10 protein-coding genes are annotated in these 14,140 nt (G+C 47.7%); 1 reads left to right on the top strand and 9 read right to left on the bottom strand.

Annotated elements, in window-relative coordinates; translation table 11 throughout:
* Positions 1 to 50: 50 nt before the first annotated feature.
* The 8 genes from HI950_RS27930 to HI950_RS27965 form a co-directional block, all read right to left on the bottom strand.
* Positions 51 to 1,673, bottom strand: a complete 1,623-nt coding sequence (locus HI950_RS27930; protein ID WP_223285553.1) for a response regulator transcription factor — start codon at positions 1,671 to 1,673, stop codon at positions 51 to 53.
* A 9-nt stretch (positions 1,674 to 1,682) separates the two neighbouring features.
* Positions 1,683 to 3,422, bottom strand: coding sequence for a cache domain-containing sensor histidine kinase (locus tag HI950_RS27935; RefSeq protein ID WP_169088503.1), 1,740 nt, complete (start codon positions 3,420 to 3,422; stop codon positions 1,683 to 1,685).
* 158 nt (positions 3,423 to 3,580) lie between these two features.
* Positions 3,581 to 4,618 carry a LacI family DNA-binding transcriptional regulator gene (locus HI950_RS27940; RefSeq protein ID WP_169088501.1) on the bottom strand — a complete coding sequence of 346 codons (1,038 nt, stop codon included), beginning with the start codon at positions 4,616 to 4,618 and terminating at the stop codon, positions 3,581 to 3,583.
* Between the two features lie 457 nt (positions 4,619 to 5,075).
* The gene (locus HI950_RS27945) at positions 5,076 to 5,222 is read right to left on the bottom strand and encodes a response regulator (protein WP_169088471.1); all 147 of its coding nucleotides are present in this window, start codon (positions 5,220 to 5,222) and stop codon (positions 5,076 to 5,078) included.
* A complete protein-coding gene (locus tag HI950_RS27950; RefSeq protein WP_223285546.1) occupies positions 5,222 to 7,012 on the bottom strand; it encodes a cache domain-containing sensor histidine kinase in 1,791 nt (596 codons plus the stop codon). The genes HI950_RS27945 and HI950_RS27950 overlap by 1 nt, the downstream gene beginning before the upstream one ends.
* Positions 7,013 to 7,111: 99 nt before the next feature.
* The gene (locus HI950_RS27955; RefSeq protein WP_169088499.1) at positions 7,112 to 8,818 is read right to left on the bottom strand and encodes a type 2 periplasmic-binding domain-containing protein; all 1,707 of its coding nucleotides are present in this window, start codon (positions 8,816 to 8,818) and stop codon (positions 7,112 to 7,114) included.
* Positions 8,819 to 8,893: 75 nt separating this feature from the next.
* Positions 8,894 to 9,790 carry a carbohydrate ABC transporter permease gene (locus HI950_RS27960; RefSeq protein WP_169088497.1) on the bottom strand — a complete coding sequence of 299 codons (897 nt, stop codon included), beginning with the start codon at positions 9,788 to 9,790 and terminating at the stop codon, positions 8,894 to 8,896.
* Between the two features lie 3 nt (positions 9,791 to 9,793).
* Complete coding sequence (locus HI950_RS27965) at positions 9,794 to 10,687, bottom strand: ABC transporter permease (protein ID WP_169088495.1); 894 nt, start codon at positions 10,685 to 10,687, stop codon at positions 9,794 to 9,796.
* Between the two features lie 595 nt (positions 10,688 to 11,282).
* Here HI950_RS27965 and HI950_RS37125 point away from each other — a divergent pair.
* A complete protein-coding gene (locus HI950_RS37125; RefSeq protein WP_411268149.1) occupies positions 11,283 to 11,372 on the top strand; it encodes an IS3 family transposase in 90 nt (29 codons plus the stop codon).
* Between the two features lie 103 nt (positions 11,373 to 11,475).
* Here HI950_RS37125 and HI950_RS27975 read toward each other — a convergent pair whose 3' ends face one another.
* On the bottom strand, positions 11,476 to 14,139 hold the full coding sequence (locus tag HI950_RS27975) for a family 78 glycoside hydrolase catalytic domain (protein WP_169088493.1): 2,664 nt from the start codon (positions 14,137 to 14,139) through the stop codon (positions 11,476 to 11,478).
* Position 14,140 lies beyond the last annotated feature (1 nt).

Here is a 14,140-nt window from a genome sequence, read left to right on the forward strand (position 1 = left end):
CCTCTGCCAACGCATCTCAACCACACCTTTCCACTATTTGAAAGCCGTTATTATTCATCCCGCATCAAAGTCAACTTGCGGTAATCGAGAGGCGAGTAGCCGCAGCACTTTTTGAATTGCTGGGCAAAATAAGAAAAATGAGAGAACCCGACTGCTTCCGCGACCGCGCTGATCTTCAAGTTTGTTTGGGAAAGCAGACATTTCGCTTCCTCCATCCGGACGTTCAAAATATACTCCGACAAGGAATACCCCGTTTCTCTGCGAAAAATACGGGAGACGTAACCTGCGTTCACATGAACGATACCTGCGATCGTATCACGGGTAATCTCTTCATGGAAATGCTCTTGGATCCATTGCTTGATCTTCATGACCGCAACGGAATCATCTTTGCAATACGCTTTAAAATAGGACACGCACGTCCGTATTACCTTATCGCACCACCCCACAAAGTGATGAACGGAGCGCCTGGCGGCCGGGGCGGAAAGCAAATCTTCGTCCGGATAGATAGCGGAGATGGAAATTGTTTTTTTATGCGCAGCCGTATAAACCATATGGAGGATAGTATAGTACAACGATTCCAGCATTTCCGGATGTAAATCTTGCTCCCGACCCCAATGGTTGATCGTTTTTCTGATTTCCTCCATTAGAAGCTCCTCTTCTCCCGCTTCCAGCAAAGCAGACCACTGTGATGCAGGAAACTGACGGAACGCCCCCTTCAGAAGCTGAGGCGATCCTTCACGCAAGGAAACGACTTGATTCGATGCCGACACACTATCCCGTTCCAGCTTGACGAGCCGCCTATAGACTTCTGCCAAATCTGGAACCAATGTCCATTCGCCGATATAACAGGACAAGCTGCATTTGAAATACCGTATGCATGATTGGATGTATTCCCGGCACTTTCCCTTGATCTGCTCGTCGAGGTGATACGGATCATCCTGTTGATAGGCATCGAGATGAATCAATACGACATTGTGGCCATCCAGGCTCTGTACGGCCGTGCCGCTCCCATCGTGCAGAATGATCTCCTGCGCAGCCTTGCGCAATGCATACTCCATAATCTCCTCATCCCTCAGGCTGAATTCTTCTTTCCAGCGTTCCACGCTAATGAGAATGGGAAGAATCGTTCCGCCCGCTTGGACGGGAATTTCGTAGAGCTGAAACATCGCATTCAGCTTCTCCGGTTCTAATCTGCACCTCTCTGACAGCAAATCCTGCCATATACGCTCCGACATAGAGGGAAGCTGATCTTCCCATAAGCGTACGTATTTATTGTAGGTTTCCCGAAACGCTTCATTTTCTTTGCGCTGCTCCAGCTTGCGTATCATTTCCTTCACGACAGACAGCAATTTATCAAGCTCAATCGGCTTCAAGATATAGTCGTGAATCCCGAGATGAACGGCTTTCTGCGCATACGAAAAATCGGCATACCCGGTCAGAAATACCGACTCCAAGCCGGGATGGTTGTTCACGGCCCACTCCATCAACTCAATGCCGCTTCGCCCCGGCATTTCGATATCCGTAATCATGCAATCAACCGGTTCGCGGTTCAGGATTTCGATCGCCTGCTTGGTGTTGTATGCTTTGTAGACAACAGAAACACCGACACCGGACCAGTCGATTCCTTCCGCAATGGCTTGTACCGCTAATTTCTCGTCGTCAACCACCAGCATCCGATACAATCAAGACATCCCCTTTTCCTGATGATTGTTGCAAACGTTCGGGATCTCCAGGGTCACAGCCGCTCCCTGAGGCTGCCTATTGGCAAAACGGATAGCCACTTCTTCCCCGAAATGCATCCGCAAGCGATGATAGACGTTCCAAATGCCCACACTTTCTCCTTGCCTGTCAAAGTATTCTCCGGTTTGCAGCCGTCTTAGCTTCTGTTCCTCAAAACCCTCTCCGTCGTCGAATACTGCAATGAATATTTTCCCCTCCGCCGTATCTGCGTCCATTCTCACTTCAATGGAGATATGAAGAACCGCTTCTTCGCCCTGGAAACCGTGAATCAACGTATTCTCTACGAATGGCTGAATGGTTAACGGCGGGATCTCGACATCTTCAAGCTGTTTCGGAAGCAGTACCTGATAGAATAGTTGATCCGGAAACCTTAGCCTCTGAATTTCCAGATAATTGGCGATATGGGTGCACTCCTCCTTCAGTGTAACGATCTGACGGTCGGTTCGGATCGTAAAACGGAAGTAATCGGCCAGATGAATCGCCAATTTTTGTACGGTGGCATGATCCTTCAGCACCGCCAAACTATAGATGATATTCAGGGTATTTAAATAAAAGTGGGGTTTGATTTGACTTTGCAAATGCTTGAACTCGGCTTTTTGCACCCTCAATTTCTCTTCGTACATGCCGATTGTTAAGCCTTCGATTTCGGAAGCCATATGATTGAATGTCTTGATCAAATAGGCGATTTCCCATTGTGCGGGAACCGGGAGACGAATCCTCAAATTTCCCTGGCCGATCATTCGCATCCCTTTCAACAAGGAGCTGATCGGTTTAATTAACACACGCTGCAAAATCAAAACAAAAATGAAAATGAGAAGAAGGACAATGAACGGAATCGAATAAATCGCCCGTTGAAAAAAAGGTAAGTTCAAGAGCAAATCTTGTTCCGGGATCAACAGCAGCATCCATATGGAAGACTGGGTGTACGGATGCACCATGAATATATAGCTTGCTGCACTTTTGTCATTGATCGTTCCATATTGTCCGTTTGTTTCGTTCCCCGGAATCAACAATGGATCGGGAAAATCATTTGCGCTTATCGAAGTGAGTACTCGTCCCTCATCGGATACCAGCAAAAATTTGCCTGACTCGCCGAAATTCAAATTTTTCACCGGCTCCATGAACCTGGATTCCGGAATCCAGGCTCCTACATACATTCCGCTCGATCGGACGATACGAATCAGGCCCGATTCCGTGCCGGTGCTAACCCAGCGCCATCGGTCGCCCGATTCAGACGTGTTCACTAAGCTGCGGATCAACGCATTTCGTTCGCGTCCCCGATTCGTATCGTACGATTCGTAATACGAAATCAGATCATCATTGTCAGCGTTATATGCAAAGAACGAATCGACCAGATTGTATAGTCCGTGATCCGCATCGAATTTATGCATCAGCATGATTCGAGAGAAGATATAGTCCTCGGATTGTTCGGGGAATATAGCTAGAGTTTTGACATAAGTATCAGTGGTTGCGAGCTTGTACAAGTAGGAGTTGATATCGCTTAAGGATTTATCCATTTCTCGGGTGTGCAGGGACAACAGGTTCAGATTCGATTGGGCGACTTGCTTGCGGACCACTTCCATAGCGTAATAATTGCTGTAGTACAAAAAGGCCGCCAGCGGCACGATGACGGACAGAAACCCAAAAATGAGTTTGGTTCGCAGCGAGCTGTTGATAGCCATTGATCTCCTCCCAAAAAAACTCTTCTTGTTTATTCCTCCACAACAATTTGAACACGAATCTGTCCATGAAAGTCATGGCTATCAACGGTATATAGGCGAATCATCAGCCCCATCGTTCAGAAAAAATGTGGTCCTAAATTCGATTCGTACTTTGTACGTCACTCTTTCGTATACCTGCCACTGCTCCCGCGTACCACCAGTGTCGTAGGTATGATTACTGTTAACGGTACTTCTCGCCCTCTTATCCGTTCAAGAAGAAGATTCACAGCTGTTTTCCCCATTTGCTCAGCATAAAGCTTTACTGTTGTCAACGGCGGATGTACATAAGCAGATAAGTCGATATCGTCAAAACCAATGATCGTAACATCTTGTGGAATCCGGATTCCCGCTTCATGCAATGCACGCATCGCACCGATCGCGATCGGGTCATTCGCGGCAAAGAAAGCTGTCGGCATATCCCCATTTGCAATGGCCGTTAACATGAGCTCATATCCGCTTGCCGAATTCCATTCCCCAATATAGATATCGGATTCCTTACAGGAGCCCTGCTCCTTCGCAATTCGTTCGAACGTTCTGTACCGAACTTCAAACTCTTCATCACCCTTGTTAAAACCTGGTTTCAGAGAATATTCCCGTCCACCGATAAAGCCAATACGGGTATGTCCCAACTGCAACAAGTAGTTCATGGCTTGCTCTGTACCGTTCCCCAAGTCAGAAATAACACAATCATATTTTTGATGATCCGGAGGGAGGCTGTTTACAAACACCACACGATTATCGCGGGGATATATTTTCTCCATATCACTCATAGAAACCTTAGCTACCACAATCATGCCATCCAAGTGATTCATCGTTTCATCTTGCCTAAACTGATTCATCCTTATCGTTTTCGCGAGTTCAAAACCCGCTTCCCTCGATTGATTCTCAATCCCTTGCCTTATGGTGTGGAAGTAGGGATCATCATTTTCATCCTCCATCGAACACCACATTAATAGACCAATTTTCGGAATGTTATCCTTCTTTGACCGCTTTGGAGCTTTCCTCACTTTGTTTTGATATCCCAATTGGTTTGCAATGAAGATGATTCTTTCTTTTGTTTCCTTTGTAACTGAAAGCGTCGGATCTTCATTGAGAACCCTGGAAACCGTTGCAATCGATACCTCAGCCACTTTTGCGATATCCGTTATGGTCGCCAATATCATCAACCCTTTAGTAAAATAAATGTTTTTTAGTTAAACCAATCCTATCATATGGCCTTTTTTTATGTCAATCACAATGTAAATCCGGCTTAATAAATGCCATTTTGGTTAAAATGCAGTTTTAACTAGTTTATTTAACCTTTTTTAACTGATATTTCGCAGGCAATCGACCGTTATGTTAAAAGATGGATCTCCGTTTCCCATGAAAGCAAAGAAGAGTATTCAATCCTCGAGGGATAAATACCCAAATACATGTTATTTCCTCCGCTTTGTACCCTTTTTCTTCAAATAGGTAATTCGTTACTCTGTCATCATAAACCATTTTATTTATTTGAACATAGGGGTAGAGACACATGCCCATCAAGTTAAAATTTTCGAATACCCCAAAACGAAAAAAAGCTATTCTTTTTGTTAATAAAGGATAGCTTTTTCGTTTTGGGGGTGTATTAATTACTTAGCTTGATGGGCATGGGGTACCGCCAGCAAAACGCGGATTCGCCGTGACAGGGTCATCATACCCGAGCTCCTGCCACTTAATATAACGAACCAACCCTTGGATATGCGTAGGCTCATCATCAACGATCAGTGCTTTTAACAACATCACAGCACCTTCCTGATTTGAGGCGTTTGGGCGCAAGCAGGTATGACAATCGTTACCGCCGTCCATTCGTTCTCCTTGCTTTCTATGGTGAATGCATGCTTATTTTCAAAATATAATTGAAGCCGCTCGCGGATATTAGCCGTGCCGAAGCCGTTGCCTCCGCCGCCCGTATGCTTGCCTAGCCGAATTTGCTCCAGCGTCTCGCTCTTGATGCCTCTGCCGTTGTCGAACACCTCGAAACGGACGTTATCCTGCTCGAGCAGCGCCGAGATGCGGATGACGGCGCCTTTCTTCCCCGTAATGTTGCCGTGCAAATAACAATTCTCCACGACAGGCTGCAGCAGCAACTTGATCGTATACAGGTCGAGCAGGTCCTGATCAATATTCCACTCGATGCTCACTCGACCCGGATAACGCAGCTCCTGAATGTCCAAATACGCTCTTACATGATCAAGCTCGCCTTTAATTTGCGTGACGTTAATTTTGTTGTCCAATGCCAATCGGTAAAAGGTCGTTAGCGCGTCAATCGTTCTAAGCTGCGCATCGTCCTGAAGATCCAGCGCCCTCCATCTCAGCAGGCTTAACGAATTATAAATAAAGTGCGGATTGATCTGCGCCTGCAACGCCTTAAATGATTGCTCGCGCTCCTTGAGATTCGCTTGCGTAATGTCTTCTACCAATCCGCCCAAACGGCCGGACATCGAGTTGAATAATACCTCAAGCTCGCCAAGCTCATCCTTGTCCGTATTCCGAATGCTGACGTCGAATTGGCCTTGGCTGACATCGTACATGCGGGCGCCAAGCTTGCGAATGCGCCAAACGACATTTTTCAAAACGGTCATTATTAAGAAGGTGGAGCTTAACAAAAAAATGAGTATAGCGGCAATAATGCCGTATAGGATCGTCTTCGATTGGCTCTCCAGCTCATCCATCTGAATCAGCGCGGCAACTTGCCAATTCGAGTCGATTGGTCTGACCATAAGCAGATTGCCGCCGATCATCAAGCCCTCGGAGAGGCTCGCTTCCTCCCAGTGATCATTCAGCGATGTCGCTTGAAGCTTTAAACCGATCTTCTGGGGATCGGAGGAGACGATGATCGTGCTGTTGTCGTCGATAATCGACAGCTCGCCCGAACCGCTGAACGGACGGTCGAACAGCTTGCCGAATACCGTTTTGTAATCTAGCAGCATATAGATGAGACCGAGCATATTGCCGGACGGACTCATAATTTTATGCGAAATGACGAGTTTGTTTTTGTTGACGTTGCCCCAAGTTAAAGCGCTTGGATCCCCGCTAGCGCTCGCGAACCAATCCGTCTCGGTAAAGCCCGGCTGTAAAATGCGTCCCTTCGGTTTCCACAGTAGTCGTCCGTCCTGAACTAACATCGTATTCGTATGATAGATTCGGAAGTCATCGATCCCCGGCAAATATTGACTCGTAAAGACGAAGGAGCGATCGACGTACTCAACCGTATTGAGCTGCTCGAACATATTCGAATAATCACGGCTTAAGCGCGCTACAAGCTCCCCGTCCGTTCCCGTACGCGTGGCAAGCACGTCGTAGCTTTGCTTGCGAACCTCGATATTTTGAACCGTTTGGCGCATCGCCTCTTTAATGGTAACCATATAATTATCTCTAAAACTTTGCAGTGCTAAATAACCCGCGACGATCCCCAGCAATTTCGTAGGGATGAATATAATGGCTCCGTAGAGAAAAAATATTTTTCCGCGAAGATTCATCTTGCTCGTGATGCGGATAACGATTCTTTCCAAGCTGCGGCGCATTGTCATTGGAATCCCCCCCTCTCCATAGTTTATTAGCAAAATAGCAATCGCAACAACGGAAAAGGGAGCAAGCTCCCGAGGGAACTGCTCCTTCCGTGTCTATAACTAGCCTTGCTCTTTGGCTAAGATGTCATATTGCTCCTGCCATTCCTGCTTCACTTCCGACCAGTGGCCGCGTTTCTCGAGGGCATCGCGGAACCCGTTCCAAGTCGACTCGAATTGCTCGTCGCTGGTCGCCATAATGAATTTGGCTCTGTATTCCTTACGGATATTTTCGAGCTCAGGCAAATACTTCTCGATCAGTCCGCCTACCTTCGCCTTAACGAGGTCATGCGTTTGAATGCTGCGAACAGCGCCCATCTGTCCTACCGCCGCTGTGAACTCTGCCGTTTTTTTGCTGCCGGCCTTGTCGCTTGAACCATAGTTCCACCATGGATACCAGTCGTTATTGTAGGAAGAAAGCATATACAGCTCAGGTGTGACTTTTGCCTTCTGAGCAGGCTCACCCGAATTGCGCGCCTTCTCATATTCGGCATCGATATATTTCCAAAGTCCAAGCGGTTGGTCGACCCAATCCCAGAACTTGCCTACCGGCCCTTCATTAATAACGTTTTGCTGCTCGGCTTTCGGCTGCAGCGAATACTCAAGGAACTTAAGAATCGCATCAAGGTTTTTGCTGTCCTTGCTAATGTAGACATCATAGCCTGGATACGGATTGATGACCGTATTCGCTCCAAGCTTCTCGACGCCGGCTACTTTCGGGAATGGAACGACTTGATAGAACCAGCCCGGCTCCGTCGGTCCGTCGAGCGTCTCCCATATATCAGGGTCTATGTTAAAGAAGGTACCCACATTCATCGCTACGCGTCCGGCTTTGTTTTTCTCCTTATAGCGTTCCTTCTTGTCGGTTACGACTTCTGGATCGATCAGATTGGAGCGATACATTTTGTTCATCCACTGATAAGCCGCTTTATACTGAGGATCGTCATACATAAGGACGAATTGGTCGCCTTTCTTCTCTACCGGAATAATGCCGCCGCTCGTTGTGACGCCGAATGTGCTCAGTACCGCATTCTCGTCGTTCCAACCGGCCGTATCGTTAGGATCCATCAGGAAGCTAAGCGGCAGAAGAGGCTTGCCCGACTCGTCCGTTTGCTCGGACGCTTTGGCCAGGAACGCTTCTACTCCTTCAATCGTAGCCAAATCCGCTACGCTCATTCCCGCTTTCTCCAGCACATCCGTACGAACGAGCCATGATTGCGAAGCCCAGCCCGGCCAAGGATTGTCAGGATTCTGATCGAACCAGGTCGGAATCGACCAGATATGGCCTTCGGCATCCTTCATTTGATCCAAATATACTTTCGGAATTGCCGCGAGGTTCGGATATTTATCAGGCATATCGAAATATTGCTCGACCGAAAGCACTTTATTCGAGCGAATCATCGCCGCTTTGACGATATCGCTGCGGCCGAATATGGCTGCGTCTTTGAAGCCGCCCGTGTTCAGCTTCAGGTTAAGCGCGGTTACCGCGTCCCCCTGTGTCGCCTCAAGCTCCACTTCTACGCCCGGCTCTTCTTCCTTCCAATATTTTTGCACGAGGCTGTCATTGTTGATCGTCGTCGACCAGCCCAGCCAAAGATTGAACTTTTGCGGACCCGTTGCGCTTTCGCCGCCGCTTTGTTCCGTGTTTGCGCCGTTCGGTTCCTTGTTCGCATTATTTGAACCGGAGCAGCCCGCAACAACCGAAACCAATAAGACCGCCGCAATCGCAATAAGGCTGTTTTTCTGTACCCATTTGCTGCCCTTCAACATGTTCGTTTTTCTCCCCTTTTCAATATCGTTATTACTGGTATATGGTTAATCATTATACCCTTTAGCAGCTTGCTGTTACCCTTTGACGGAGCCGATTAATACGCCCTTCACAAAATACTTCTGAAGGAATGGATACACGCACAGAATCGGAATCGCGCTTACCATTACGGTTGCCATCTTCACCGACATTAGCGTTACGTTCTGCATTTGCGAACCTCTGGCTAAAGCCTCTTGATTCGAGTTCGATCCTAAAATGGCCGACATATCCTGGGCCTGAAGCAACTGCTGCAGAAACGTCTGTACCGGAATCAAATCTTGTTCGGTCACGAAGAACGCACCGGCGAACCAATCATTCCAATGCCCGACGGCGGTGAACAATCCGATTGCCGCGAGCATCGGCTTCGACAGCGGCACGATGATTTGGAACAAGATACGGAACGGTCCTGCGCCGTCCAGCTCCGCCGATTCGATGAGCGCCTCCGGAATGCCTTGAATGAACTTCAGCATGACGAACATATTCCAAGTCGAGAACATGCCCGGAATGATGTAGACCATGAAGTTGTTAATCAGACCGAGGTTATACAATTGAATGTATAGCGGAACGAGTCCGCCGCTGAACAGCATCGTGATCAAAATATAGCTTAGAATCGATTTGCGGAACGGAACCTGATGATACGACAAGCCGAATGCGACCATAAGCGTAATGAGAAGGCCGGCGATTGTTCCTGCAACCGTACGAGCAATCGTGATGAGATAGGCATGCTGGATCACTTCATTTCCAAGCACGATTTCATAGTTGATCAACGTAAACGCCCGCGGCCATAAGTAAACTCCGCCCTTCGCCGCATCCGTCCCCTCATTCAGCGATATCGCCAGCATATAAGCGAACGGATAAAGCACGGACAAGCATAATAAGAGCATGAGCGCGATAACGATGCCTTGCGATATTTTTTCACCCGTTGAACGTTTCATCGTTTACCATAACCCCTCACCGTTCAATTTTCTGGATAGCTGATTCGTGAGTACGACGAGGATAAGGCTAATAACGGAAGATAGCAGGCCAATTGCGGTAGCCATCCCGAAATACCCTTGCTGAAGGCCGGTTCGCAGCACATACGTATCCAGCACATCCGCCACCTGCATATTCGCCGGGTTCATGAGCGGATAAATCTGATCCATGCCAACGGCGATCAGGCTCGGAATGCTCAAGATAAGTACGATCGATACGGTAGGCATAATGCCCGGAATGGTAACATGCTTGATTTGCGACCACTTCCCTGCTCCTTCGACCTTAGCCGCTTCGTACAGCTGCGGATCGATCGCCGATATAGCTGCAAGATACAGGATGGTATTCCAGCCTACCTCTTTCCACAATCCACTGGAGATTATCATAGGTCGGAACCATTGCTCCGATCCGAGGAAGAAGATAGGTTCTCCGCCCATCCTCGCAATCAGATCGTTAGCTAATCCCCCGTCTAGCGTCAGAAACGACTGCAGAATATAAGCGACGACAATCCACGAGAAGAAATGGGGCAAATAGCTAACGGACTGAACGAACCTCTTGAAGCCGTTATGCATCAATTCATTGATCATTAAGGCTAGGATGATCGGAGCCGGAAACCCGAATATGAATTTCAACACCGAGATGAACAGCGTATTTTTGACAACGACCCAAAACTGCGGTTCTTGCAGAAAAGTGAAATTGTCCAAGCCTACCCATGCGCTCTCCCAAATGGAGGAGCCGATCTGAAAATCTCGGAATGCGATTTGAATCCCCGCCATCGGTACATAGTTGAACAGAAACAGGAGCAGCACAGCAGGAAATATCATTACATATTGCCACCGGTATTTGTATAATCTTGCTAACATGATGTCTAAGTTCCCCCCTTCTGCTCTTAATTGTAAGTGCTTACGGAGTAATGAACCATATAACGGTGATTGGATTTTCATCGTAATGATTGGATGTTTGACGACTATTTAGATGGATTTCGTACAATCAAAATGGTCTTAACTGCGCCAAAGATGCTTTTTAAGTGGAACATACAGCTTAATCGACCTCTGTGACTCATATCCGCCCGCATGCGATTAGACTAATTAGTTGACACGCCTTAATGGAGACCTGCTATGCTATAGATAATAATAGGTTGAGGTGTGAGCAATGGAAGAGAAACGCAAGCGTTATAGCGAAGAGTTTCGCATGAAGACGAAAACTTCCGAGGGTTGGGTGTATTTGGCCAGCCTTATGGACCTCTACTCCCGCAGGATCGTTGGCTGGGCCCATCAATAAAGACTTGTGTCTGGAATCACTCGATGACGCGATACAACGAGCAAGCATGTAGAAGGCGTGATTCACCATTCGGATCGCGGTTTGCAGTACGCATCAAACTAGTACCGGCAGCTTCTCGAGAAAGCGAAAATGACCGGAAGCATGAGCTGGAAAGGCAATTGATACGATAATGCCAGCATCGAATCGTTTCACAGCTCGCTGAAAATGGAGCTTGTTTACCAAATCAAATTTCGGACTCGGAAACAAGCTTGCGCTGCGATTAATTGAGATATTGAACTCGAGTATAATCAAATCAATGGGCCTTGATCCAACTAATTTTCAAACTTATTTTCATCCTAAATTAGAAAATATGAAATCTACGGTTCTTTGGTTAAACTCCTTTTTCTCGCACTTCAAATTGGTAACTTCCTGAACCTACGCGACTAATTGCAAATAGACGCCCATGCTCTTGAACAATTTCAAAGTTGATCAAAGTATCACTTTCCATGATTACCGGTTCATCCGACGCAATAGGAAGTTTAATCATTCCGCTTGTATTCGGAGGCAAGGTGACTGCTAACCGCAAGCCACACGCCTCGGACATGAAATCGACATGAATCTCGCCTCTAACAGAGCGATGGCTGCCTGTTACACGGTGGATTAAGTCCGAACAACCTGGTGCAATGAGGATTTCCTTGTAAGCATCCCCTACTGACGATATACCTAGCAGTTCCTTATACAGCCACTCCAAAATATGTCCCATCATATCGTGGTTTCGGGAACGGGAATCATCCGTCCAGAATTCAGGCAGCGCCGTTTCGCCGCGTTCGACGAATCGAATATAGCTCGGATGCTCGGGCTGCATCATCATATCGAATACAATATCGTTTCGTTTCATTCCAGCAAGCGCGCCAAACAAATAACGAAGCCCTATCTCTCCCGATCGCAGCTGTCGCCCTGACGCCGCATGCAATAGCGCCGATTCAATATCGGATCGATACTCTTCATCCACGAGTCCAAAGTAAAGCGGAATAGCCTGAACCACCTGATTCAGCGGATCGAATTCTCCGTTCAGCTTACAATAGGCATAACGCCCTTCACCTTCGCTCGCGATCCGGCGCAATAGTTTCGCATTATAGCATCGCTTCACCCGTTCTGCTTCCCTCGCGTAATGCTCCGCATCGCTAGCTAGTCCGAGCAAGGAGGCGAACTTGGACGTTAACCTGTAACTCTCATAATAGAAAGCAGTCTCTACGTTCTCGATGTAGTCTCCGCCGGTCTGCGGCGCAATGCCCCAGTCTCCGAGTCCATGGTTAATAAGTCCTCCGTCCACTTCTTTCAACTTCAAATAATTCAAATATGCTTTCATGGCAGGATATGTTTCTTCCATAGCGGTTCGGTTACCATAGGTCTGCAACAGTAGCTCGGGAACGAGAATAATCGCGCTTCCCCATGCTATCGAATCACGGAAACCATCGCTAAATCTCGAATATTCCGGTGCTATATCAGGAATTAAGCCTTCCTCCGTCTGAGCTTCCATCATATCTCGCGTAATTTTCAGCCATAGCTCTTCGACACTCTTCACGCACATAATCGATGGGCCCATCAGACTTGCCGTCTCGATCCAGCCCAGTTTCTCGATCGTCGGGCAATCGGAATGCACGCTGTGCAGATTGCTCTCGATCGCTTTGATAATAATCTGGGCAAGCTTCGTTATGCGAGGATCATCTGTCTCCAATCGACCTACATCCTCGGATGCCGACGTTACGAAATGTCCTTTGACGTCATGAATGATCGGCTTAGACTTGTCGGATCCATCACGGGTGCAGCCTTCGATCTGTACCCATCTCGCACCGTAACAGGAAAAGTCGGGCTTCCATACTTCTATATCCCCTGTACCGGCTAGCGTGTACTCGGAATAGGTAACAATGTCCCACGGGGTAGCTACCGTACCGTTCTCGTTCCGTAGTTCGCCAGGTTTTATAGTGACTTTAGAGCCGGCAGGGCCGCTGACATAAATTTCGAACATGCCAGACATATTTTGGCCCAAATCGTAAATATACACTTGCTCGAGCGGCTCTTCGATTCCGATCGTATCGTAGACCGTTCTCACCGTAATCGGCGGCTGGTTCTGGCTTACGAGATTACCGGCAGGGGAAGCCAACACCTTGGCAGTCTCCCAACCCGAATCGTCGAAATCTAATCCGTACCATCCATTCGGATATAGCCTTGCATCAAAATTTTCGGAGCCGTACACGTTCGCTAGCGTCGTCGCGCACTCGCGAACTTTCCAGTTCTCGCCCTCCGTCCTTACATATACAACGGAGCCGTCCTCATATTCAATATGCCATTCTCCAATTGCAAGCAGCTCGGTGCCGTAGGGTTTGTACCCTTTTCCTATCGTATAGAAATGCCGATCTCCCGCATCTCCCGCATAAAATCCGTTACCGACCGAAAATCCGATTACGTTACTGCCTTCACGAATCTTGTCCGTCACATCAAAGCAAACATATTGTACGGACTTTGTATAATTGGTCCAGCCCGGATCCATCTCATTGGGTCCGACTTTCTCGCCGTTCATGTACAGCTTGAAGTGGCCAAGACCCGATACGAGCGCATAGGCGCGCTTGACTCTTCCCTCCGAGGAAAATCCCGTTCTGGCGTAAAATGGTTTGGTTCCGCCGCTACCGATCCATTCGGCCTTCCAGGTTTCAGCGTTCAGATAGCCAGTAAACAGCGTTTGCACTTCGCTCCATGCCAATACGCCATGCTGATTCCATACAGCGACTCTCCAATAGTAGGCAGTAACGCTTTGAAGCGGTTGCCCTTGATAGACAATGCCGAATTGCTCGGAAGAGCTTACCTTGCCGCTGTCCCAAAGCAGTTGTTCACAACTAATGACCGACTCTTTTCGTTTAGCGAGTATGATTCGATAGTGAGTCTGACTCTGATTCTGCTGCTCGCTTTCCAATTGCCAGCCAAATATAGGGATAGCCGTATCAATCCCTAAGTGAGAGTAATAGTTATTGATCTTTAAACGTACCGGTTTCATCATT

The sequence above is a fragment of the Paenibacillus sp. PL91 genome (genome assembly GCF_012935325.2).
Taxonomy (GTDB): domain Bacteria; phylum Bacillota; class Bacilli; order Paenibacillales; family Paenibacillaceae; genus Pristimantibacillus.

What these genes read in the sequence shown, in the direction of transcription:
- HI950_RS27930 (WP_223285553.1), bottom strand. Translation starts at nt 1,673, where the DNA reads ATGCTGGTGGTTGACGACGAGAAATTAGCGGTACAAGCCATTGCGGAA.
- HI950_RS27935 (WP_169088503.1), bottom strand. Translation starts at nt 3,422, where the DNA reads ATGGCTATCAACAGCTCGCTGCGAACCAAACTCATTTTTGGGTTTCTG.
- HI950_RS27945 (WP_169088471.1), bottom strand. Translation starts at nt 5,222, where the DNA reads ATGTTGTTAAAAGCACTGATCGTTGATGATGAGCCTACGCATATCCAA.
- HI950_RS27950 (WP_223285546.1), bottom strand. Translation starts at nt 7,012, where the DNA reads ATGACAATGCGCCGCAGCTTGGAAAGAATCGTTATCCGCATCACGAGC.
- HI950_RS27955 (WP_169088499.1), bottom strand. Translation starts at nt 8,818, where the DNA reads ATGTTGAAGGGCAGCAAATGGGTACAGAAAAACAGCCTTATTGCGATT.
- HI950_RS27960 (WP_169088497.1), bottom strand. Translation starts at nt 9,790, where the DNA reads ATGAAACGTTCAACGGGTGAAAAAATATCGCAAGGCATCGTTATCGCG.
- HI950_RS27965 (WP_169088495.1), bottom strand. Translation starts at nt 10,687, where the DNA reads ATGTTAGCAAGATTATACAAATACCGGTGGCAATATGTAATGATATTT.
- HI950_RS27975 (WP_169088493.1), bottom strand. Translation starts at nt 14,139, where the DNA reads ATGATGAAACCGGTACGTTTAAAGATCAATAACTATTACTCTCACTTA.